The sequence below is a fragment of the Lacinutrix venerupis genome (assembly GCF_003663945.1).
GTDB lineage: Bacteria > Bacteroidota > Bacteroidia > Flavobacteriales > Flavobacteriaceae > Lacinutrix > Lacinutrix venerupis.
This window is the reverse complement of record NZ_RCCH01000005.1, coordinates 20,706-44,692: the sequence shown is the minus strand read 5'-3', so window position 1 is coordinate 44,692 and position 23,987 is coordinate 20,706. Positions and strand designations below refer to the sequence as shown.

The window sequence follows — 23,987 nt, the reverse complement described above, 5'->3', positions numbered from 1 at the left end:
AAAAAAAGGATGCCATTTCCATCCTTCACGCAATAATTACAGGTTCAACACTCTGTAAAAACCCAAAAAAACAAGTAAGTCCAAGCATAAGGAACTTTTGTCCATTTTTTAAGGTCTCTTCTCGTCGCATCTTTGCATTGTAATTAAAATAAAACAAATTATGAGCGAAGCACAAAACACACAATGCCCAAATTGTTGGGGATTTCAAGAATACGACGAAGCGCAACCAGATAATAAAATTTGCGATTGTAAATAGAAATAAAAAACAAATAAACAAATAAATAAAAAATTAAAAATTATGAGCACAAGAATTCAAACACTAAACCCAGAAACAACAACAGGAAAATCTAAAGAGCTATTTAATGCAGTACAAAGCAAATTAGGTTTCATACCAAACCTAATAAAAGTATTCGGAAACTCTCCAGCAACCTTACAAACCTATTTAAGTTTAGGCGAATTAACAGCTAGTGGAAACTTTAATAACAAATTTAGAGAACAATTAGCATTAGCAATTGCAGAAGAAAACTCATGTAATTACTGTTTATCAGCGCACACAGCAATAGGAAAAATGAATGGTTTAACAGAAGAGCAAACAGAATTAAGTAGACAAGCAATTGTGGCAGATACCAAAACACAAGCAGGTTTACAATTTGCGCAAACAGTAACAAAAAATAGAGGAAAAGTTTCTGCACAAGCTATACAAGAAGTAAAAGCAGCAGGTTATAACGATGAAGACATTTTAGAAATAGTGCTTAATGTAGTATCAAACACATTAACAAATTATGTAAATCACATTGCGGAAACCGAAGTAGATTTCCCAAGTGTAGAAGCAGGAAAATTTACAGTAACAAATAATTAATTTAATACAATAAACAGTAAAAACACAAAATCATGAAAAATTTATTTATCGCCATTTTTTTAGTAGCATTCTCTATTACAGCAACAGCTCAAGACAAAATGAACAAAACCGTTAAAACCGTTGCCTTAGAACAAACGTTAGGAGAATTTACACAACAATCTTTAACATTAAAAGAAGGAACTTATGTGTTTAATGTAACAAACACAAATGCCGCGCCAGAAGTAGGATTAGTTTTAGTAGAAGCAGGAAAAGATGCAAATAACGCTAAAAACCATATTGCAGATGCTTACGTAACAAAAATGGTAAAGCATGGAGAAACACAATCTTCAAAAGAAGTGACACTTACAAAAGGCACATATAAATATTTTTGTCCTTTTAATAAAACACCACAGTATACTTTAGTAGTGGAGTAATTAATAATTAGTTTTTAAGTAAAAAAGCGAGCTTGTAGAGGCTCGCTTTTTGTTTATTTTTTACTTATAAAATTATCTAATTTTTTTCTAGTGGTTTTTTGAATTTTAGTTTTCATAAAAGGAGTCCATCCTAATAATAATCCTGTAAAGCCAAGTGCTTGTCTAGACCAGTTCCATAAATTAAAAGTGTCTATATGTTTTATTATTTTGCCATTTTTAAAGGTGAAATTTGCAGTAATATTATTAACTACTTTTCTGTTTTTATTGCCATAAAGATACTTTGCAGTCCAGTTAACAGCGCCTTTATTTCCTTCTGTTGTTATGTTTGTAAAAGTAATTTTGGTAGTATTACTTTTTTTAGAGAGCAACATTCTCCACATATTAAAAACATTGTTCCCTTTTAATGTTCCAAATGCAGGATCTTTAAATAGTACATCTTCATGGTAACAGCTAATCATTTCTTCTGCATTGCAACTGGAAAAAGCAGTGTAAAATTTTTCTATTAATTCTTTATTATTCATAAATTAAATATTAATTATTCAACCTTTTTATAGCAGAAAAAGCTTTTTCTACATTTTCGTTTTCAACTAAAACTGTAAATTCATTCGTAGTAGAAATTACTTCATATAACGAAATACCTTCCCAAGCAAAGCGTTTAAATATTTGGTAGTATAACCCAGAAATTTTAGAATTATTTTCAGGTAAACGAATACTTATTGCAGATAGATTTTCTTGTAACCCAATCATAAATTCATTTTTAAAATAATTTTGTGTTTTCTGTTTTTCTGAAGCTGAAATCACCAAATTACTTTCGTAAATACCACGTGAGAAACCATAAAAGATATTACTATCTATGGTTTCTAATAGCTTACTGTGACTGTTAATTAAAGTTTTGGAATTTTTAAATGTAAAATCAACCAAATTTGAACGTACAGTAATGTCTCCTAAATTTTTTAAAACTAATTTTAACTGATTAGAATGTCTTAAATCTTTAGGAGGATTGTAGCGACGTAATGCCATCATTATAGCACCCGTTTTTACTGGTTTTCGTAGCATAGCGCCAATAGGCGCTTGTAATTCTTCTGCTAAGGCAGAAAAATTAATAATACTTCGTGATAATGCTTCCTCGAGAAACGGTTGTGTTACTAAAATCTCTTCAACACAAGTAGCAATAGTTTTCATTTTTGTTAATTATTTAACAATTTGTGCAAATGTAGTATATATTTTTCATTTTTATGTTTAATTAACGCTTGCGAGGTAGTTTCGTACAATAAAATAAATAGAAATGTTAGTATTAAAATTTGGAGGAACATCTGTTGGGTCTATTGAGAATATGATTCATGTAAAAGAAATTATTAATAATGAGCAAAGAAAAATAGTAGTATTATCTGCAATGTCTGGTACCACTAATGCGCTAGTTAAAATTTCAGAGCATATAAAAAACCAAAATAAAGATGAGGCTTTAATAGTTGTTAACGATCTTAGGAATAGTTATAATACAACTATTAAAAACCTTATAACAAATCAACAGTTTTACAAAACAGTTTTTGTTTATGTAAACGATGTGTTTAATACTTTAGAGTCCTTGGTGAATAAGGAATATAATAGCTTATTATATAACCAAATAGTTGCTCAAGGCGAACTACTATCTACTTATATATTTAGTAAATATTTAATGCAAGAAGGTATTAAAACAGCATTATTGCCTGCTTTAGATTTTATGCGAATTGATAAAACTAATGAGCCTGATAATTTTTATATCCAGCAAAATTTAAATAGAATTATGGACGAAACTCCAAATGCAGATATTTATATTACGCAAGGATTTATTTGCCGAAATGCAGAAGGAGACATAAGTAATTTGCAGCGAGGTGGTAGCGATTATACGGCAACAATAATTGGTGCTGTAGTTAATGCAGAAGAAGTACAAATCTGGACAGATATTGATGGTTTCCATAATAACGATCCGCGTTTTGTAGATAATACTAATGCTATTTCTAATCTATCTTTCGATGAGTCTGCAGAGTTGGCTTATTTTGGAGCCAAAATATTACATCCACAAACGGTAATGCCTGTTAGAGCATTAGATATTCCTGTACGTCTAAAAAACACAATGGCTCCTAAAGCGCACGGTACATTAATTACAAATCAAATTCATGGAGAAGGTATAAAAGCAATAGCAGCAAAAGATGGTATTACAGCCATAAAAATAAAATCTGCTAGAATGTTGCTGGCTCATGGTTTTTTAAAAAAAGTATTCGAGATTTTTGAACGCTATGAAACAGCTATAGATATGATTACAACATCTGAGATTGCTGTGTCTTTAACAGTAGATAATACTACGCATTTATCTGCAATAGTAGAAGAGTTAGACCGTTTTGCAACAGTTGAGGTAGACAATTATATGAGTATTGTTTGCTTAGTTGGAAATGCTATTATATACCATCCAGATACACCAAATTTATTTCAAGTATTACAAGATGTTAACGTGAGAATGATTTCTTATGGAGGTAGTAATAACAATATATCACTGTTAATAAACACTAGCGATAAAATTGAAACACTTCAAAAATTACAGCGCTATGTTTTTGAAAGTGATGGTGTTTTGGTTTAAAAATATTAGTACATCATATAATAGTATTATGTCAATATAATTGAATAAAAAAGCCTCTTGTTTAAGAGGCTTTTTTTTAAGTATATAATTTTTTTATTTATTCATTAAATCTTCGATCTCTTCAATTTCAATAGGAATGTCTCTCATTAAATTAAAAGGTTCTCCTTTTTCTTGAACGACAACATCATCTTCTAATCTAATTCCAAAACCTTCATCAGGAATATAAATACCTGGCTCAACAGTAAATACCATATTTGCTTGCATAGGTTCTGTTAAAATACCATAATCATGCGTATCTAGTCCCATATGGTGACTTGTACCATGCATAAAGTATTTTTTATAAGCTGGCCAATCTGGATTTTCATTTTTAACATCAGCTTTATCAAGTAATCCTAAGCCTAAAAGTTCACTAGTCATTAACTTGCCAACTTCAACATGGTAATCTGCCCAAATTGTTCCAGGTACTAACATTTTTGTAGCTTCATTTTTAACTCTAAGTACAGCGTTGTAAACAGCTTTTTGTCTTTCGTTGTATTTTCCAGAAACAGGAATAGTACGTGTCATGTCACTTGCGTAGTTAGCGTATTCTGCACCTGCATCTATTAAAATTAAATCGCCTGCTTTACACTCTTGATTATTTTCAATATAATGTAAAACATTTGCATTATTTCCAGAACCTACAATTGGTGTATAGGCGAATCCTTTAGAGCGGTTATTTAAAAACTCATGCATAAATTCGGCTTCAATATTGTATTCCATTACACCTGGTTTTACAAAGTCTAAAACTCTTCTAAAACCTTTATTAGTAATATTACAAGCGGTTTGTATTAAATCTATTTCAATTTGATCTTTTACAGATCGTAAACGCTGTAATATTGGGTTGCTTTTTGCCACACGATGCGCAGGATATTTATCTTTTAACCATTTTACAAACCGTGCTTCGCGAGTTTCGGTTTCAACATTTGCACGATAATGCTCGTTAGTGTTTATGTAAACAGTATCTGCTTGAGACATAATTTCGGCCAGAACTTTTTCAAGGTCTTGTAGCCAGTAAACTGTTTTTATTCCGCTAGTTTCTAAAGCAGCTTCTTTGGTTAATTTTTCGCCTTCCCATATAGCAATGTGCTCGTTTGTTTCTTTTAAAAATAAAATTTCACGATTTTTTGGGTTTGGACAGTCTGGATATAATACCAAAATACTTTCTTCTTGATCAACACCACTTAAATAAAAGATATCTCTGTGTTGCTGAAAAGGTAAAGTGCTATCTGCACTTATAGGATAAATATCGTTAGAGTTAAAAACAGCAAGACTGTTTGGTTGCATTTGTTTTGCAAAATTCTTACGATTTTTTATAAAAAGGCTGCTGTCTATTTTGTGGTATTTCATGAAAAAATATTTTTATTCCCTTGAAAACGGGAATATAATTAGTGTTTTAATTTTTCTCCGTCAAGCGGAAAAACTAAGAGGCTTGAATTAAGCTTGTCGGAGTGTCAAAAATAACATTTAATTACTAAAAAGCATTTCGGTTTTGCTCAATTTTAACAGAATGACTACCTTGAAACTTTATAAATCAATTTATATGAAATTTAAATTTCTTTTCACTTCTGCTTTTCTTTTTTTTCTAAATGTACAAGCGCAACAGCCAGCAACAAATTCTAATACTATAAAAGAAGCTCTTGCGAAAAAGAAGTTAATGGCAGAAGCGTCATTAGTTAAAAATGTAGCCTTTAAAAATATAGGACCAACCGTAATGAGTGGTCGTGTTGTAGATATAGATGTTAACCCAAATAATACTTCAGAGTTTTATGTTGGTTATGCCTCTGGAGGATTGTGGCATACAACAAATAATGGGTCGTCTTTTACACCAATTTTAGATAGTGCACAAACTCAAAATGTTGGTGATATTGCAGTAGATTGGAAATCTAGAACCATTTGGGTTGGTACAGGAGAAAATAACAGTTCACGCTCATCTTACGCTGGAATAGGTGTTTTAAAATCCACAAACAATGGTGAGACTTGGGAACATGTTGGCTTGCCAGATTCTCACCATATTGGGCGTATTTTAATAAACCCAAATAATGTTAATGAAGTTGTGGTTGGTGTAACAGGTCATTTATATTCATCAAACCAGGAACGCGGCATTTATAAAACAAAAGATGGTGGTAAAACATGGCAGCAAACGTTGTTTGTAGATGAGAATAGTGGCATTATAGATGTGCAACAATCACCAAATAACTTTAATACTCTTTATGCTTCATCATGGACAAGAGACAGAAAAGCTTGGAGTTTTGATGGCAGCGGAAATAATTCTGCAATATTTAAAAGTACAGATGCAGGAGAAACTTGGCAGAGAATGTCAACTAAAAAAAGTGGATTTCCAACAGGAAATGGCGTTGGGAGAATAGGCTTAGCAGTATCAAACGATAATGTTTTATATGCTTTTCACGATAGCCAATTTAGAAGAAAAGAAGAAGGAAAAAAAGAAGAAACACGTGGTCTAAAAAAAGAAGAGTTTAAAACCATGAGTACAGAAACCTTTTTAGCTTTAGATGATAAAAAGTTAAACGGATTTTTAAAAATGAATGGCTTTCAAGAAAAGTATCGCACTGAAAATGTAAAGCAAATGGTACGAAGCGGAAACGTAAAACCTGTTGATTTATCCAACTATCTTGAAGATGCAAACTCGATGTTGTTTAATACACCTGTAATTGGAGCTGAGGTATACAAGAGTACAGATGGCGGAAAAACATGGAAGAAAACCCACGACGATTATTTAGACGATGTATACTATTCTTATGGCTACTATTTTGGAGAAATTAGAGTCGATCCTCAAGATGAAAACGGTATTTATATTATGGGAGTTCCTATTTTAAAATCTAAAGACGGCGGAAAAACATTTACATCTATTAGTAAAGAAAACGTGCATGCAGACCATCAAGCTTTATGGGTAAACCCAAAAGTAGCTGGACATTTAATAAACGGTAACGATGGTGGTTTAAACATGTCTTACGATGATGGTGAAACTTGGGAAAAACTAAACGTTAATAGCGTTGGGCAGTTTTATGCTATAAATGTAGACAATCAAAAACCATATCGCGTTTATGGTGGCTTGCAAGACAATGGTGTTTGGGTTGGTGCTCATAATGCACCACAAGATAGAGCTTGGCATCAAAACGGTCAATATCCTTGGGAATCTATTATGGGTGGCGATGGTATGCAAATAGAAATCGATAACCGTAATGCAAATATTGTGTATACAGGTTATCAATTTGGAAATTATTATAGAATTAATAGAGAAACAGGAGAGCAAAAATACATACAGCCAAAACATGAGTTAGGCGAAAGTCCTTATAGGTTTAATTGGCAAACACCAATACATTTATCACGTCATAATCAAGATATATTATACTTAGGCGGTAATAAATTAATGAGATCATTAGATAAAGGCGATAGCTGGAAAGCCATTTCTAACGATTTAACTAATGGTGGAAAAAAAGGAAACGTAGCTTATGGAACATTAACTTCTATTAGCGAATCACCATTTGAATTTGGATTAATTTATGTTGGTAGTGATGATGGTTTAGTGCATGTTACTAAAAATGGAGGAGGAAATTGGATTAATATTTCTGCTGGATTACCAAAAGATTTATGGGTAAGTAGAGTAGTGGCATCAAAACATAAAAAAGAACGTGTTTATTTAACCTTAAACGGTTACCGTTGGGACGATTTTACAAGTTATGTCTATAAATCTGATGATTATGGGCAAACATGGTCGTCAATTTCAGCAAATATTCCAACATCTCCAGTAAACGTTATTCGTGAAGATTATAAAAACGAAAACATCTTGTATTTAGGTACAGATAATGGTGCTTACGTGTCGTTTAATAAAGGTGAAAATTGGGAAGCCTTTTCTAAAAATTTACCAGCAGTAGCAGTGCATGATATTGTGTTACACGAAGAGTCTAACGACTTGTTGTTAGGAACTCATGGTAGAAGCATTTATAAAACAAATGTCGAGCCATTGCAAGAGATGAATGCTTCTGTAAAAAATCAATCATTAACTATTTTTAATATAGAAAAAACCAGAAGTAGTCGCCGTTGGGGAAACAGTTGGAGTAAATGGATGCAACCTTATGAGCCTTCAATTACCTTAACGTTTTATTCAAATGAAGAATCTAAAAAAATAATAGAAATAAGAAGTGATAAAAACTCAGTATTACAAACTATAGATGTCGATGTAAATAAAGGATTTAATTATGTTGAGTACGATATTACTTTAACCGAAAAAGGACGCAAAAAACTATTAAAGGAAAACACAGCAATAGATATAGTAAAAGCAAAAAATGAAAAATATTACCTGCCTAAAGGAAATTATATAATTTCAATTGATGGTGTAACAAAAGGCTTCGAGATAGAATAGATGTTATAAAGTTGTTTGTTTTAAATATTTAAAGGTGTAACAAAAAGAAAAACTTTATCTCTTAAATTATATAAATCACAAACTATGAAGCCAATTGCAATTACTCTAACCGTTTTTTGTTTAATATTTTTTGGGTGTAAAAATGATAATATAAACGCTAACACATCTTATAAAAAAATACAAGAAAAAGCATTAAGCTTATCTAACACAGGAGATTCTATTAAGCAATTAGAGGCATTGCAGCTTTATGAAAAAGCGTTTAATAAATTTCCAGATAGTATAGACGAATATTCAAGATACGATGTAAGTTTAATAGCTAGTAAATACAAGAAATTTGATTTAGCTTTTAGAGAATTAAAATATTTAGCAGGCTTGTATGAGGATGAAGAAGGTTATCCTGGATGGAGTTATATTTTAGATGAATATGCAGAAGAAGATTATAAAAATTTAAAACAAGATAAAAGGTGGGAGGTTTTGTATAGTAAAGCCTTAATTGATAAAAAACAGTTTTTTGAAAATTTAAAAGAAGACGAAAAAGAGTTTTTCAATATTAAAAAAAAAAGTAAAGATTTAAATGCTTTTGAGGCCGAAGAGTTATATCATTATTTAAAAACTTCAAATAACTATTTGCCTAAGAAAAAACAAAACTATTCCATTTCATTTAAAATAAATGATACGGTTAATACTTCGTATTTTATTCACTTACCAAAAAACTACAAACCAGAAAACAAGTATTCGGTTCTAGTTGTGTTACATGGTGCAGTAAGAGGCACATCGCTTTCAGAATACGAAACAGTTAGTAATCTAAAATATTTTAATAGGTTTTACACCAAATATGCAGATATAAATAATGTAATTTTAGTATTTCCAAAAGCAGATAAAAATTTCAATTGGATGCTTAACGATGCTGGTTTCTTTATGGTGCCAAAAATTGTAAAACAAATTAAAACTGTTTTAAATATTGATAATAATAAAGTCTTCGTATCAGGACATTCTAATGGAGCAACAGGCTCATTTTCATATTTAGTAAAACAACCTTCACCTTTTGCCGGTTTTTATGGTTTTAATACACAACCAAAAGTTTATACGGGAGGTACTTTTATACAAAATGTACTAGCTAGATCTTTTGTGAATTTTTCTACAGATCAAGATTATTATTATCCTCCAAATGCCAATGATAGTTTAAATGTTTTAATGGCTAACATAAAAGCTGATTATAAAGATTATCGCTATAATGGTTTTCCGCATTGGTTCCCGGAATTTGACGAATCTGAACCAGCACACAAAATATTATTTGATGATATATTAAAGCGAAAAAGAAATCCGTTTCCTAAAACAATAGAGTGGGAATTAGACGATAACGCTAATGGTAATATAGATTGGATTAGTGATATTAAATTAGACACCCTAAAGCAAAAAGAAAGTTGGCATAAAACATTAAATTTTGAAATTAATAAGTGGTTAAAATACAGTAAAAATGATAGTCTAATTGCTGTAGATGTTAACAAGAAAGCCTTCGATTTTCCAAGGCAGTCTGGAAAAATTATAGCAAATTACGATAATAATAAATTTGAAATAAAAACGTCATGCTTAAAAGCGTTCACAATTAATATTTCTCCAGAAATGATTGATTTAAAAAATCCAGTTAAAGTTTATATAAATAATAAATTGCATTTTAATGATACTTTAAACTTTAATAAATCCTTTTTATTGAAGACTTGGGAAAACACTTTAGATTCAAATCAGCTCTGGATAAATGCTATTAATTTTGAAATTGATTAGCTATTACTTAAACCCATTCTAAATAGTACAAAAAAGTTTTAAAATTTGTTGCGAAAGCGTTTGCGTTGTATCTTTGTGGTAACTATACTTTAACTACAAATATAATGAGCGGAATTTTAAATTCTTCAATAGGAAGAAAGTTTGCTATGGCACTTTCGGCACTCTTTCTTATGATTTTCTTATTACAACATTTTACAATTAACTTACTATCTGTATTTAGTGCTGATGCTTTTAACGAAGTTTCTCATTTTATGGGTACATTTTGGTTAATTCAATATGTATTACAACCTGTTTTAATTTTTGGTGTAATTTTTCACTTTATAATGGGATTTGTTTTAGAAATAAGAAACAGAAATGCAAGACAAGTAAGCTATGCAAAAAACAATGGTGCTGCAAATTCATCTTGGATGAGCAGAAACATGATTTGGAGCGGATTAGCAATTTTAGCATTTATTGGTCTTCACTTTTACGATTTTTGGTTACCAGAAATTAACACAAAGTACATTCAGGGAGATATGTCTGGTTTACTTGCTAATGGTGAGTTTAGATACTTTGAAGAGCTACAGCATAAGTTTGTAGATATTTGGAGAGTAGTACTGTATTGTATTGCTTTTATCTTCTTAGCACTTCACTTATTACATGGGTTTAGTTCAGCATTCCAATCAACAGGAATGAATAATAAATACAGCAAAGGTTTACAAAGTTTTGGAAAAGCGTATGCAATAATTATTCCATTAGGATTTATTTTTATTGCATTATTTCATCACTTTACTCACTAAAAAAAACATCTAAAAATGGCTTTAGATTCAAAAGTACCAAAAGGTCCAATTAAAGATAAATGGACTAATTATAAAAATAAGATAGATCTTGTAAATCCAGCAAACAAAAGAAACATTGATGTTATCGTTGTTGGTACAGGATTAGCAGGAGGTTCTGCAGCTGCTACTTTAGCAGAATTAGGATATAACGTAAAAGCATTTTGCTTTCAAGATTCTCCACGTCGTGCGCACTCTATTGCAGCACAAGGAGGAATTAACGCAGCAAAAAACTACCAAGGTGATGGAGACTCAACGTACCGTTTATTTTACGATACTGTAAAAGGTGGAGATTATCGTTCACGTGAGGCAAACGTTTACCGTTTAGCTGAGGTGTCTGCAAATATTATTGACCAATGTGTTGCTCAAGGTGTTCCTTTTGCAAGAGAGTATGGTGGATTATTAGATAACCGTTCTTTTGGAGGAGTATTAGTATCTCGTACTTTTTACGCAGCAGGACAAACTGGACAACAATTATTATTAGGAGCGTATTCTGCTATGAACCGTCAAATTGGTCGTGGTAAAATTAAAATGTACAACCGTCACGAAATGTTAGACGTTGTAAAAGTTGATGGAAAAGCTCGTGGTATTATAACACGTAACCTAATTACTGGTGAAATTGAAAGACACTCAGCACACGCTGTTGTTTTAGGAACCGGTGGTTATGGTAATGTATTCTTCTTATCAACAAACGCGATGGGAAGTAACGTAACTGCAGCATGGAAAGCTCACAAACGTGGTGCTTACTTTGCAAATCCATGTTACACACAAATTCACCCAACTTGTATCCCTGTTTCTGGAGACCATCAGTCTAAACTAACATTAATGTCTGAGTCTTTACGTAATGATGGACGTATTTGGGTACCAAAACATATGAAAGATGTTGAGGCTATTAAAGCAGGAACTTTAAAACCAAAAGATCTAGCAGAAGAAGATAGAGATTACTACTTAGAACGTCGTTATCCTGCCTTTGGTAACTTAGTACCTCGTGATGTTGCCTCTCGTGCAGCAAAAGAACGTTGCGATGCTGGTTTTGGTGTAAATGCTACTGGTGAAGCTGTTTTCTTGGATTTTGCTTCGGCAATTCAACGTTACGGAAAAGAGCAAGCTCACGTTAAAGGATTAAACGAAAATGATGCTGCACTTGTTACTAAATTAGGACAAGAAGTAGTTAAAAATAAATACGGAAACTTATTCCAAATGTATGAGAAGATTGTAGATCAAGATCCATACAATACACCAATGATGATTTATCCTGCAGTACACTACACAATGGGTGGTATTTGGGTAGATTACAACTTAATGACAACCGTTCCTGGTTTATACTGTATTGGAGAAGCTAATTTCTCAGATCATGGAGCAAACAGGCTTGGAGCTTCTGCTTTAATGCAAGGTTTAGCAGATGGTTATTTTGTTTTACCTTATACTATTGGTGATTATTTATCTAATGATATTCGTACAGGACCAATTTCTACAGAAAGCAAAGAATTTGAAGAGGCTGAAAAAGAGGTTCGTGAAAAACTAAATTTCTTTGTAACTAACGAAGGAAAACATTCTGTAGATTATTTCCATAAGAGATTAGGAAAAATTATGTGGAACAAAGTAGGGATGTCTAGAAATGTTCAAGGTTTAACAGAAGCTATTTCAGAAATTAAAGCTTTAAGAGAGCAATTTTGGAAAGAAGTTAAAGTTCCTGGAACAAATGAAGAATATAACGAAGAATTAGCGAAAGCTGGACGTGTTGCAGATTTCTTAGAACTTGGTGAGTTATTTGCTAAAGATGCTCTTAATAGAGAAGAATCTTGTGGAGGACACTTTAGAGAAGACTCTGTAGAGCTTGATGGAGAGCAAAAAGGTGAAGCTTTACGTGATGACGAAAACTTTGCTTACGTTGCCGCTTGGGAATATAAAGGAGAGCCTAGTGATGCTGTTTTACACAAAGAGCAACTAGAGTTTAATGATATTGAATTAAAACAAAGAAGTTACAAATAAAGGATAGCTATGATGAATTTAACACTAAAGATTTGGCGTCAAAAAAACGCAAGTGATAAAGGGAGTATGGTTGATTATAAAGTCAGCGATATCTCACCAGATATGTCTTTCCTTGAAATGTTAGACGTTTTAAACGAACAATTAATTAATAATAACGAAGAGCCAGTAGCCTTCGATCACGATTGTCGTGAAGGAATTTGCGGTATGTGTTCTTTATATATAAATGGAGAAGCCCACGGTCCAGATCGTGGTGTAACCACTTGTCAGTTACACATGCGTATGTTTAAAGATGGAGATACAATTACTATCGAGCCATTTAGAGCAACAGCATTTCCAGTAGTAAAAGATTTAATTGTAGATAGAAGTTCTTTTGATAGAATACAACACGCAGGAGGTTTTATTTCTGTAAATACTTCTGGTAATACTATTGATGCAAATGCAATTCCTGTAAACAAACATGATGCAGATAAGGCTTTCGAAGCTGCTACATGTATTGGTTGTGGTGCTTGCGTTGCTTCTTGTAAAAACTCTTCTGCAATGTTATTTGTAGGAGCTAAGGTGTCGCAATTTGCATTATTACCACAAGGTAAAGTAGAAGCTACAGACCGTGTTTTAAATATGGTAAAACAAATGGATGAAGAAGGTTTTGGTAACTGTACCAACACTGGTGCTTGTGAGGTAGAATGTCCTAAAGGAATTTCTTTAGAAAACATTGCACGTATGAATCGTGAGTATTTAGCAGCTTCTTTAAAAGGATAAAAATTATTCATTTTATAAACAAAAAAACCAAGCATTTGCTTGGTTTTTTTGTTTTACAACTATAATTATTTATTTAATTCACAATAAATTTTCTAGTAGAAATTGCACCTTTTATAGATTGAATCCTAGCAACATAAACACCAGTTTTAAAAGTGTTTAAAGAAATTTTAGAATTATTAGAGTTTAATATGTTTTGGCCTAATAAATTATAAATAGCAACATTAGAAATTTTATTAGACGTAGTAATTTGCTTTAATGTATTGTAGTAAATAAAATCTGAAGGCTCTAATTCAAATGTATTAGTAGAAAGAGAAGGATCAACAGTTGCAGTCGTTAACTCTAAAGAATAAGCAACACTACCATTTAAATTATTTCTAACAAATGATAAAGAATATAACCTATCAGACTGTACACTTTCAGAAAACATATTAGCACCTTGAGAAAGAGGAGATTCTATACTACTTATTAAAGAGCCATCTAATTGGTAAGTTTTAAAATAAGCCACTGTATTTGGCGAGTTACCATTAATATTTAGAGTAAATTCTAATACATTATATATTTGTGCAGGAAAATTCCAGAAATCGGGATCGTTACCAGTTAATACACCCGTTCCAGTTTGAGGTGTCGTAGCAGAAAAGGTAAATGTACCTGAAGCATCTCTAGAATTGTTAGGTTCTGTTTCAGCAATTTGAGCAAATGTTATAGCGCATAGCAATATAGCTAAAATTGAGAGGGTAGTTTTTTTATATTTTATAAGGATTATTGATTAAGGCGCAAATAAAGTTTATTTTTTGAAATTTCTTTTAATTTAGAAGATAAATTTTGTATGAAATATCTTACAAGTATATTGTTTTTTATTTAGAATGAAACAATAAGTTATTGTGATAAAGAAAACTATATTAAACTTGGTTATATTTGAATATGAAAAATAATAAACCTTTACTTTTTTTGCTTTTTATAACATTGTTTTTGCAGGCTTGTAAAACGCAAAAAAACAACACGATAACTAAAGAGATAAATGAGAAAGCTATTGAAATTTATAGTTTTAATACTTCAGATTTATTAGAGGATGTTAAAATTTTATCTTCCAACGCATATCAAGGTAGACGTACTGGAACAAAAGGTGCTAAATTAGCTGAAGATTATATTATTGAAAGATTTTCTCAATTAAAAGTGAAACCTTTAAACTCAGGTTATAGACAAAGTTTTTCTTTTACAGCTGGTAAACAATATAATGCAAATAATATATTAGGATTAATAGAAGGTACTGCTAGTAATAATAAATATATAGTATTATCGGCTCATTACGATCATGAAGGTATAAAGAATGGAGAAACTTATAACGGTGCAGACGATAATGCTTCGGGTATTAGTGCTTTATTTGCTTTTGCAGAATATTTAAAAAATAATCCACCAAAACATAATGTTATTTTAGCAGCTTTTGATGGCGAAGAATTAGGTTTAAAAGGAGCATATCATTTTGTAAATGATAATGTTATTAAACAAAGAAATATTGTATTAAACCTAAATATGGATATGATTAGTAGAAGTGATAGGCACGAATTATTTGCTGTTGGAACACGCTATTATCCACACTTAAAACCTGCCATTGAAAACTTTAAAAATATAGGAATGGTAGATTTAGTAATTGGCCACGAAGGTTTAGATGCTAAAGATAATTGGACAAATTCTAGCGATCATGCAGCTTTTCATAAAGCTAAAATTCCTTTTGTTTATTTTGGTGTAGCAGACCACGACGATTACCACAAACCAACTGATGATTTCGAAAAAATTGATAAACAATTTTATAAAGATGCAGTAGAAACAATTATTCAGGTTTTTATAAAATATGATGCTTTAGAATTATAGAATAAATGCAAGATTCAATTACATATTATCAAGAGCAACTTAAAATCTATCAAGAAGAAGTTTCTAAATTATATAAGCAATTAACATTTTTAAGTACAGCAAGGTTATTTGTTTTTCTATCTACAGCTGTAGGTGTTTATTTTACATTTAATAACTGGCAAATAGCAGTTATTGTTGCGTTGTTAGGTGTAATTCTATTTATATATTTATTATCGAAACATAGCAATTTAAAAGCAACGTATAACTTAAAAAAAGCATTAGTAGAAATAAATAAAGAAGAGCTTAAAATAGGTTCAGGAGATTTTTTTCATAGAAATGAAGGTTTAGAATTTCAAGATCCATTGCATAATTATGCATTAGATATAGATTTATTTGGCCGTGGTTCTTTTTTTCAATTTATAGATAGAACAGCAACCAAAACAGGTGCTTTAGCTTTATCAAATGCACTTAAAGCTAATAATACTTTAAATATAGAAGAAAGACAAGAGGCTATAAAAGAATTGTCTTTAAAGCCAGAATGGAGACAAAAATTTCAGGCTACAGCTAATTTAATAAATGTAGAAACTAAACCAGATCAAATTACTTCATGGCTACATAATCACAAGTCGTTTTTACCTAAAAGTATAAAGTATCTCCCATTATTTTTTATTGGTATTTCGGCAATACTTTTAGTTTTAGGAATAACAAAAATAATCTCGATAGAATTTTTTGGCTATTGGTTGTTAATAGGCTTAGCAATAACAGGAAAGTATTTAAAGAAAATTAATGATTTAGCTGCAAATACAGATAAAATTAGAGACACATTTAGACAATATGCACAACTTTTAAATGCTATAGAAAATGCAACATTTTCTTCAACATTACTTATTAAAAAACAGCAAAGAATCCAATTAGAAGGAAAAACGGCATCAGCTATTTTAACCCATTTATCTAAGGCAATGGATGCATTAGATAATAGAAATAATTTAATATCGGCCATATTTGGAAACGGTTATTTTTTAATAGATATAAAAAATAGTTATAAAATTGAAAAATGGATAGAAACCTATAAAGACAAAGTAGAAGATTGGTTTCAGGTAGTAACTTTTTTTGATGCTTATAATAGTTTTGGAAACTATGCTTTTAATTATAAACATTATATATATCCTCAAATTTTAGAAGATGGAAAACAAACAAATATTACAGATCTGGGCCATCCATTATTAAAAACAGAAAAGCGAGTAGACAATAATTTTAATATTAAAACAGAGCAGTTTTTTATTATTACAGGCGCAAATATGGCAGGAAAAAGCACATTTTTAAGAACTGTTTCTTTACATATTGTAATGGCAAATGTAGGTTTACCAGTTTGCGCAAAATCTAGTGATTATGTACCAGTAAAACTTATTACAAGTATGCGTACAAGCGACTCTTTAACAGATGATAGTTCTTACTTTTTTAGTGAATTAACTCGCCTAAAATACATTGTCGATGCAATTAAAACAGATAACTATTTTATTATTTTAGACGAAATATTAAAAGGTACAAATAGTACAGACAAAGCTATAGGTTCTAGAAGGTTTGTAGAAAAGTTAGTAGCAAGTAATGCTACAGGAATTATTGCAACACACGATTTAAGTTTATGCGAAATTGAAAAAGAACTAGAAGAAGTTAAAAACTATTATTTCGATGCACAAATTATAAATGACGAATTGTATTTTGATTACACTTTTAAAAAAGGAATTTGTAAAAATATGAATGCTAGTTTTCTACTTAAAAAAATGGAAATAGTATAAAATAAAATGCAAGAACTAACTATAGTTCTTGCATTAAATTATATTTAAGTAAAAAAAATTATTTTATTGGGCAACCAATAGCTTTTGTAGTGCTAGGATTTGGTTTTTCGCCTTTTTCTAAAGCAGCAATTGCGTTTTCAACATACTTTACTTTTACGTCTTCTGGAGATTTAGAATTATCATCAATTGTACCAATATATTGTACTTTTAAATCTTGGTCTAATAAAAAGACGTTAGGTGTTCTAACGGCTCCATATTTAGTATATAGTTTTTGACCTTCGTCTACTAAGTATGGAAATGTAAATCCTTTTTCTTCTGCACGTTTTTGCATCGCTTCAAAGCCTTCTTTTTCATTTGAAGGATTATTACTATTAATAGCAATTACAGGATATCCCTTAGGAGCATACGTATTATTTAATGCAATTAAGCGGTCTTCGTATAATTTAGAAAATGGACATTCGTTACATGTAAAAGTAACTATATATCCTTTAGCATCTTTATAGTCTGATAAAGAAACCATAGAGCCATCTACATTTTTAAGTGAAAAATCTTCGGCAGTATCACCTATCATGTAACCTCCAATTTCCTCTAAAGTTCTTGTTTCTTCAGGTAAACCACCTCTCGGAGGTCCTTTGCGTTCTCCATTTTCACCATGTGGTGGAGGTCCTTTTCTATCGCCATGTTCTGGACGCATTCTTTTGTCGTTTTCATTTCAGAATGTTCTCCTTTTTCTTCTTTATTATCTTTACAAGAGGTTAAAACACCTGCAGATAAACATATAATGGCTACTATTAATACACTAATTTTTTTCATTTTTATAATTAATTTATTGTTTAAAATTTTTACTTATTTCGTTTTCAATATCTTCTAAATTTTCAAAAGAGCGTTCGTAAAATTTACGCGTTTCGTTATTAAAAATAATGGTAAACGGTATCGCGCCAGACCATTCAGGATTAATTTTGTCAATCCAACTATTAGCATCAGGGTCATCCAATAAAACAACTTTAGAGCTAATATTTCTTTCTTTTAAAAATGGTTTTAGTTTGGTGTCTATATCTTTAGGAAAATCTAGACTTACTAATAGAATTTCTATATCTGGATTTTTAGCTTGTAGTTGTTGTAAATAAGGCAACTCTTTCACACATGGAGCGCACCACATTGCCCAAAAGTTTACAATGTATATTTTATCTTTATTTGTATATAATAAAGGCTCTAAGTCGTTAAAATTATAAACAGGAATTTCTGTTTCTATATAGTTACTGGTTATAATTTCAGTTGTTTGTTCTTCTTTGTTTTCTTTACAACTAATACAGAATAGAAGCGTAGCAACTAGAAAAACAATATTTTTTTGTGCAATTGTAAGCATTTAGCAAAATATATTTTTAGTTAGAGTTATAGTTATTGAAATGGTTTAATTATAACTTTAAAAAAATGAAGAATTATTAAAATTTTTTTACAAAAATTTTATGCTGCATGTTGTTTGTATTGCTAAATATGGTTTTTATACCTTGTTTTTTGATGTTTAAAATATTTCTAACTACTTTACTTTTGTGAAAGAAAAATTTATTAAAAAACACGGTTCGCAAATTTTAGTACACATCTTATTTTGGATGCTTTTCGTGTTTGTATCATTGTCGGTCTTTTCAAAATATTATTGGAAAGAAAATCCTTTTTTGCAGTATTTATCTATACTTGTAGTAATTGTTTATGCTAACAATTTTATGTTATTACCATTTTTTGTTAAGAAAAAATGGTACATACCATACGTGTTTGTATTTGCAATTATTTCATTTTTTGCTACACAGCTATATTGTAATGTATTTACAAAATGTGGTTGTTCTGTAATGAAGTGTCTTAGCGATTACCTTTGGCAAACCTTAGTACCACTTATTTTCTTTTCTTTTGTTTGGGTTTTGTATCGTTTTATAGAAAAACAAGCAGAAGTAGAAAAGGTTAAAAAGGATCATGCAGAAATGGAACTTAAGTTTCTAAAATCGCAAATAAATCCGCATGTATTATTTAATAATTTAAATACAATTTATTCGTATTCAATTGAAAAACCATCTGAAACGCCAGAACTTATTTTAATGCTTTCAGATAACTTAAAACATATTTTATACGAAAGTAATACTAAAACAATTTTACTAGAAAAAGAGCTTCAATTTTTAGATAATTATATTAAGTTTCAACGCATTAGAACAGAAGGAGTAAAACAAATATTTTATAAAACGCAAATACAATCTACTGGTAAAAAAATAGCACCTTTATTATTAATTACAATAATAGAAAATGCTTTTAAACATAGTGCTTTAAATAGTGATATTTCTATTTCTATTATTGAAACAAATGGTGTGTTAGAATGTGTTTGTAGTAACGATTATAACAAAGATAGAGTAAGTTCAAGCGCTTTTAAAATTGGGTTACAAAATTTAGAAAAGCGATTGCAATTAATTTATAGAGGCAATTATAAATTAAATATTGTAAAAGCCGAACAATTTATAGTGACTTTAAAACTAAATTTATCATGACTTGCATTATTATAGAAGATGAAATTCCTGCTCAAAATATTCTTAAAAACTTTTTAGGTAAATTTCCTAATATAGAATTAAAAGGCACTTTTCAAGCAGCTATAGAGGCACATGTTTTTTTAAAAAGTGAAACTGTTGATCTTGTTTTTTTAGATATTAATTTACCAGATATTTCTGGAATAGATTTTATTAAAACGATAAAAAATCCACCAGCTATAATAATAACTACTGCTTATCCAGATTATGCAGTAGAAAGTTTTTCGTTAGATACAATTGTAGATTATTTAGTAAAACCTTTTTCGTTTGATAGGTTTTTAAAAGCAATTAATAAAGCAGAAACATTTACTAATAAACAACAAAACGCATTTAAAGAAAATAGTAACGACAGCTTGTTTTTAAATGTAGATAAAACTCATCATAAAATAATAATTAATGATATTCTATTTATAGAAAGCGATAGAAATTACATTACAGTTGTTACCAAAAAACAAAAGCTATCTTATATTGAATCTCTTAAAAATTGGAAGCAAAAATTACCAGAAACCAATTTTATTCAAGTTCATAAATCGTTTATAGTTAATAAAAACTATGTTAATAAAATTGCTGGTAACGAGATTTATATTTTGGAAAACAGGCTACCTATTGGCAGGACATATAAGCAGGAATTGTTAGCTAAATTGAAAATTGATTAGATAAAAAAAAATCACTCAAATAGACTTACATATTGCAAATAAAGCTACAATTTGTCTTTTTGAGTGATTTTATTTGATATAGAATAAAACTATATCAAGAAGTAATTTGTTTTAATTACTTTGTTTTTGGATGCACTAATTTCATTTCATCTATTAATCTAGTTGCACCTGCAAACTTATCTACTATAAATAAAATATAGCGTGCATCTACCATAATGTTTCTGCAAATTTCAGGATCATAATTCATATCGCTCATTGTACCTTCCCAAACACGATCAAAGTTTAAACCAACAAGGTTTCCATGCGCATCAATTGCAGGACTTCCAGAGTTTCCGCCAGTGGTGTGGTTTGTTCCTAAAAAGCAAACAGGCACTTTTCCGTTTTTATCAGCATATTGCCCATAATCTTTAGCGTTGTATAAGTCGCGTAATTTTTTTGGTACATCAAACTCGTAATCTCCAGGAATAAATTTTTCTATAACACCTTCTAGATAACTTACAGGTTCGTAGTAAACAGCGTCTCTTGGCGAATATCCACGAACTTGACCATAAGTTACACGTAGTGTACTATTTGCGTCTGGAAAATAACGTGCATCTGGTAAAGCCTCCATTAACGCAGTCATGTATTTAGTTTGTAATGCCGAAATCACTTCGTTTTTTTGCTGAAATTCTGGGTTAATAATATTGTTAAATTCTTCAATTATTGGTTTAGCATATTTGTATGCAGCATCCTTGTTTAACTTTTTTAATACGTCTTTTGGCTCGCCTTCAAATAAAGCAAGAGTAGATTCTAAATTTGTAAATGCAGTTTTTTCGTAAATTGAAGCATCTACATTATCTGTATACATTGGCATTACAGCTTGGTAAACTCCTTTGTCTACGTTTGCGTTAAAATCTTTGTGTATACCTTTTAATCTCGAAATTGTTGCATTTTTTGCACGTTCAAAATTGTCTTCATTAGCAGTAATAGCAGCTTCCATTTGGTATGATCTAAATATCATTTGCATAAGCTCATTAGTAACAATAAATACTTCTATAAAGTTTCTTCTTTTAATGTTTGTACTAGAAAAATCTGTATATAGTTTGTCGAATTCTGGAAGAATATTACCGTATTTATTTACTAAGTTTTTATCCTTTAATGCAGCAGTAAACTCGTTTTCAAAATCACGACGATTTGCGACAGCATTACTTTTTTCAATTCCTAAATTTTCACCTATCCATTTTTTCCAAGCATTTGCAATTCTTGCTTGTTTAGATGCATATTTAATTCTTACATCATCACTAGATTTCATAGCAGCATCAATTACTTTTAATGCAGCTTCACGAATAGCAATATTGCTAGGATTAAATTCTTTTGTAATATGCTCTATTGCTACAGCAGGTAAGTATTCGTTTGTAGTTCCTGGAAAACCAAAAACAAGTGTAAAATCACCTTCTTCTATACCATCTAAAGATATTGGTAAAAAGTGTTTTGGTTTATATGGCTTGTTATTTTTACTGTATTTTGCAGGCCTGTTGTTTTCATCTGCATAAATTCTAAACATAGAAAAATCGCCAGTATGCCTTGGGAAAACCCAATTATCTGTATCACTACCAAATTTACCAATACTACTTGGTGGTGCTCCTACTAAGCGTATATCTTCAAAACGTTCTGTAACAAATAAAAAATACTGATTACCATTATAAAATGCTTTAATTTTAGTGTCTTGCCATGCTTCTTTTGTTGTAGCTCCTTCTATGGCATTGCTATTTTTGCTAATTTGAGATTGACGTTCTTTCTCTGTCATAGCATCCGTTACATTTGCTAAAACTTGAGAAGTAACATCTTTAATACTTACAATAAACTCTATAAAAAGACCTTCGTTTGGTAATTCGTCTTCAAGATTCATTGCCCAAAATCCATCTTTTAAATAATCATTTTCTAATGATGAGTGCGATTGTATTTGAGAGAAACCACAATGGTGATTAGTTAAAATCAAACCTTGATCGCTAATAACTTCACTAGTACAACCACCATTAAAATGACCAATTGCATCTTTTAAACTAGAGTTGTTAACATTGTAAATATCTTTAGCTGTTAGTTTACTGCCAAGATTAGTCATTTCGTCTTCGTTCATGCCTTCTAAAAGTGAAGGAATCCACATACCACCTTGTTGTGCCGAAACGTTAATTGTAATAAAAAGTAAAATGAACTTTAGAAATTTCATAGTCGAATTGTTTTTTTTTTTGAGTAGCTTCAAATATAAAAAATCGAGCGCTAAAATTTGTTAAAATCTATCTATTTTCTATTTATATTTAGGGTATGAAACATCTATCTAAACTCCCAAATGTAGGGACTACTATTTTTTCGGTAATGAGTGCGCTGGCCAATAAGCACGATGCAATTAATATGTCTCAAGGTTTTCCAAATTTTAAAAGTGATAAAAATCTAATAGATTTAGTATCGCAAGCCATGTGTTCTGGCTATAACCAATATGCACCAATGCCTGGAAATATGGAATTAAGGGAGGCAATTGCTAAAAAAATGGATTTGCTTTATAATTCTACTTATAATCCAGAAGATGAAATCACGATTACTGCAGGAGCAACACAAGCTATCTATACTATAATTTCTGCTTTTATAAAACCAAAAGACGAAGTAATAATTTTTCGTCCTGCTTACGATTGTTACGAACCAGCAATAGAAATAAATGGAGGAAAAACCATTTCTATACAATTAACGGCTCCAAATTATACAATAGATTGGGATGAGGTGGAAAGTAAATTTAGTTCTAAAACTAAAATGATAATTATAAATACACCACAAAATCCTAGCGGAACTGTTTTTTCTAATGCAAATATGTTAGCGCTACAAAAATTAACTCAAGACTCTAACTGTATTGTGTTAAGTGATGAGGTTTACGAACATATTATTTATGATGGTTTACAACACCAAAGTGTATGTAGGTTTTCTAATTTAAAATCAAGAAGTTTTATAACAGCATCTTTTGGTAAAACATTTCATAACACGGGTTGGAAAGTTGGTTATTGTTGCGCTCCAAAAACATTAATGAGCGAGTTTAGAAAAGTACATCAATTTAACGTGTTTAGTGTTAATTCTCCCATGCAAAAAGCGTTAGCCGATTATTTAAAAGAACCAAGTAATTATCTGAATTTATCAGAATTTTATCAAGCCAAAAGAGATTTATTTTTAAGTTTAATAAAACATTCTCGTTTTAAATTTAAACCTGCAAAAGGAACCTATTTTCAAGTATTAGATTTTTCTGAAATTACACAAGTAGGTGATGTGGAGTTTGCAAAGCAATTAACAGTAGAGTATGGTTTAGCATCAATACCATTATCGGTATTTAACAATAATAATAGAGATGATAAAGTGTTGCGCTTTTGCTTTGCAAAAACAGACGAAACAATAAAAAAAGCAGCAGCTATATTAAATAGTATATAAAATAGTATATTGTAAATAATAATTT

At 30.5% G+C, this 23,987-nt stretch carries 20 protein-coding genes; 13 read left to right on the top strand and 7 right to left on the bottom strand.

Translation table 11 applies throughout. The annotated features are described in order from the left end of the window. Positions 1-298 precede the first annotated feature (298 nt). Positions 299-859 (top strand): carboxymuconolactone decarboxylase family protein, encoded by a 561-nt coding sequence (locus CLV86_RS08395; protein WP_121051586.1) that lies wholly within the window; start codon positions 299-301, stop codon positions 857-859. Between the two features lie 32 nt (positions 860-891). Further along, positions 892-1,272: a cupredoxin domain-containing protein gene (locus CLV86_RS08390; protein ID WP_121051584.1), complete on the top strand. Its 381-nt coding sequence runs from the start codon at positions 892-894 to the stop codon at positions 1,270-1,272. A 53-nt stretch (positions 1,273-1,325) separates the two neighbouring features. Here CLV86_RS08390 and CLV86_RS08385 read toward each other — a convergent pair whose 3' ends face one another. After that, the gene (locus tag CLV86_RS08385; protein ID WP_121051582.1) at positions 1,326-1,793 is read right to left on the bottom strand and encodes a nuclear transport factor 2 family protein; all 468 of its coding nucleotides are present in this window, start codon (positions 1,791-1,793) and stop codon (positions 1,326-1,328) included. Between the two features lie 10 nt (positions 1,794-1,803). Next, on the bottom strand, positions 1,804-2,454 hold the full coding sequence (locus CLV86_RS08380) for a hypothetical protein (RefSeq protein WP_076731430.1): 651 nt from the start codon (positions 2,452-2,454) through the stop codon (positions 1,804-1,806). Positions 2,455-2,557: 103 nt separating this feature from the next. Here CLV86_RS08380 and CLV86_RS08375 point away from each other — a divergent pair, with 103 nt between their 5' ends. Continuing rightward, entirely contained in the window at positions 2,558-3,886 is a 1,329-nt protein-coding gene (locus tag CLV86_RS08375) for an aspartate kinase (RefSeq protein WP_121051580.1), read from the top strand. Between the two features lie 93 nt (positions 3,887-3,979). Here the strand turns inward: CLV86_RS08375 and CLV86_RS08370 are convergent, their stop codons facing one another. Then, positions 3,980-5,272, bottom strand: coding sequence for an aminopeptidase P family protein (locus tag CLV86_RS08370; protein ID WP_121051578.1), 1,293 nt, complete (start codon positions 5,270-5,272; stop codon positions 3,980-3,982). 193 nt (positions 5,273-5,465) lie between these two features. Here CLV86_RS08370 and CLV86_RS08365 point away from each other — a divergent pair, with 193 nt between their 5' ends. The 5 genes from CLV86_RS08365 to CLV86_RS08345 all read left to right on the top strand — a co-directional run bounded on the left by CLV86_RS08365 (position 5,466) and on the right by CLV86_RS08345 (position 13,654). Further along, the gene (locus CLV86_RS08365; RefSeq protein ID WP_121051959.1) at positions 5,466-8,306 is read left to right on the top strand and encodes a WD40/YVTN/BNR-like repeat-containing protein; all 2,841 of its coding nucleotides are present in this window, start codon (positions 5,466-5,468) and stop codon (positions 8,304-8,306) included. A gap of 84 nt (positions 8,307-8,390) precedes the next feature. Next, complete coding sequence (locus tag CLV86_RS08360) at positions 8,391-10,088, top strand: alpha/beta hydrolase family protein (protein ID WP_121051576.1); 1,698 nt, start codon at positions 8,391-8,393, stop codon at positions 10,086-10,088. A 104-nt stretch (positions 10,089-10,192) separates the two neighbouring features. Beyond that, positions 10,193-10,867 carry a succinate dehydrogenase cytochrome b subunit gene (locus CLV86_RS08355; protein ID WP_076731425.1) on the top strand — a complete coding sequence of 225 codons (675 nt, stop codon included), beginning with the start codon at positions 10,193-10,195 and terminating at the stop codon, positions 10,865-10,867. A 15-nt stretch (positions 10,868-10,882) separates the two neighbouring features. Beyond that, positions 10,883-12,895, top strand: coding sequence for a fumarate reductase/succinate dehydrogenase flavoprotein subunit (locus tag CLV86_RS08350; protein WP_076731424.1), 2,013 nt, complete (start codon positions 10,883-10,885; stop codon positions 12,893-12,895). A gap of 12 nt (positions 12,896-12,907) precedes the next feature. After that, positions 12,908-13,654, top strand: coding sequence for a succinate dehydrogenase/fumarate reductase iron-sulfur subunit (locus tag CLV86_RS08345; RefSeq protein ID WP_076731423.1), 747 nt, complete (start codon positions 12,908-12,910; stop codon positions 13,652-13,654). 73 nt (positions 13,655-13,727) lie between these two features. On the opposite strand, the gene CLV86_RS08340 is transcribed toward CLV86_RS08345, so the two are convergent. Next, positions 13,728-14,369 carry a T9SS type A sorting domain-containing protein gene (locus tag CLV86_RS08340; protein ID WP_121051574.1) on the bottom strand — a complete coding sequence of 214 codons (642 nt, stop codon included), beginning with the start codon at positions 14,367-14,369 and terminating at the stop codon, positions 13,728-13,730. A 206-nt stretch (positions 14,370-14,575) separates the two neighbouring features. On the opposite strand from CLV86_RS08340, the gene CLV86_RS08335 reads away from it, so the two are divergent. Both CLV86_RS08335 and CLV86_RS08330 read left to right on the top strand, forming a co-directional pair. Beyond that, positions 14,576-15,523, top strand: a complete 948-nt coding sequence (locus CLV86_RS08335) for a M28 family peptidase (protein ID WP_121051572.1) — start codon at positions 14,576-14,578, stop codon at positions 15,521-15,523. Positions 15,524-15,528: 5 nt separating this feature from the next. After that, a complete protein-coding gene (locus CLV86_RS08330) occupies positions 15,529-17,298 on the top strand; it encodes a MutS-related protein (RefSeq protein ID WP_121051570.1) in 1,770 nt (589 codons plus the stop codon). A gap of 58 nt (positions 17,299-17,356) precedes the next feature. Here the strand turns inward: CLV86_RS08330 and CLV86_RS08325 are convergent, their stop codons facing one another. Together CLV86_RS08325 and CLV86_RS08320 are read right to left on the bottom strand one after the other, a co-directional pair. Then, positions 17,357-17,992, bottom strand: coding sequence for a thioredoxin family protein (locus CLV86_RS08325; protein ID WP_121051568.1), 636 nt, complete (start codon positions 17,990-17,992; stop codon positions 17,357-17,359). 132 nt (positions 17,993-18,124) lie between these two features. After that, complete coding sequence (locus tag CLV86_RS08320) at positions 18,125-18,664, bottom strand: TlpA family protein disulfide reductase (protein ID WP_121051566.1); 540 nt, start codon at positions 18,662-18,664, stop codon at positions 18,125-18,127. Between the two features lie 184 nt (positions 18,665-18,848). Here CLV86_RS08320 and CLV86_RS08315 point away from each other — a divergent pair, with 184 nt between their 5' ends. Together CLV86_RS08315 and CLV86_RS08310 are read left to right on the top strand one after the other, a co-directional pair. Then, positions 18,849-19,826, top strand: a complete 978-nt coding sequence (locus CLV86_RS08315; protein WP_249037466.1) for a sensor histidine kinase — start codon at positions 18,849-18,851, stop codon at positions 19,824-19,826. Further along, positions 19,823-20,518, top strand: a complete 696-nt coding sequence (locus CLV86_RS08310; RefSeq protein ID WP_121051564.1) for a LytR/AlgR family response regulator transcription factor — start codon at positions 19,823-19,825, stop codon at positions 20,516-20,518. Before CLV86_RS08315 ends, CLV86_RS08310 begins: the two co-directional genes overlap by 4 nt. A 115-nt stretch (positions 20,519-20,633) precedes the next feature. Here the strand turns inward: CLV86_RS08310 and CLV86_RS08305 are convergent, their stop codons facing one another. After that, positions 20,634-22,724 (bottom strand): S46 family peptidase, encoded by a 2,091-nt coding sequence (locus tag CLV86_RS08305; protein WP_121051563.1) that lies wholly within the window; start codon positions 22,722-22,724, stop codon positions 20,634-20,636. A gap of 95 nt (positions 22,725-22,819) precedes the next feature. Here CLV86_RS08305 and CLV86_RS08300 point away from each other — a divergent pair, with 95 nt between their 5' ends. Continuing rightward, the gene (locus CLV86_RS08300; RefSeq protein ID WP_121051561.1) at positions 22,820-23,962 is read left to right on the top strand and encodes a methionine aminotransferase; all 1,143 of its coding nucleotides are present in this window, start codon (positions 22,820-22,822) and stop codon (positions 23,960-23,962) included. The last annotated feature ends 25 nt before the right edge of the window (positions 23,963-23,987 follow it).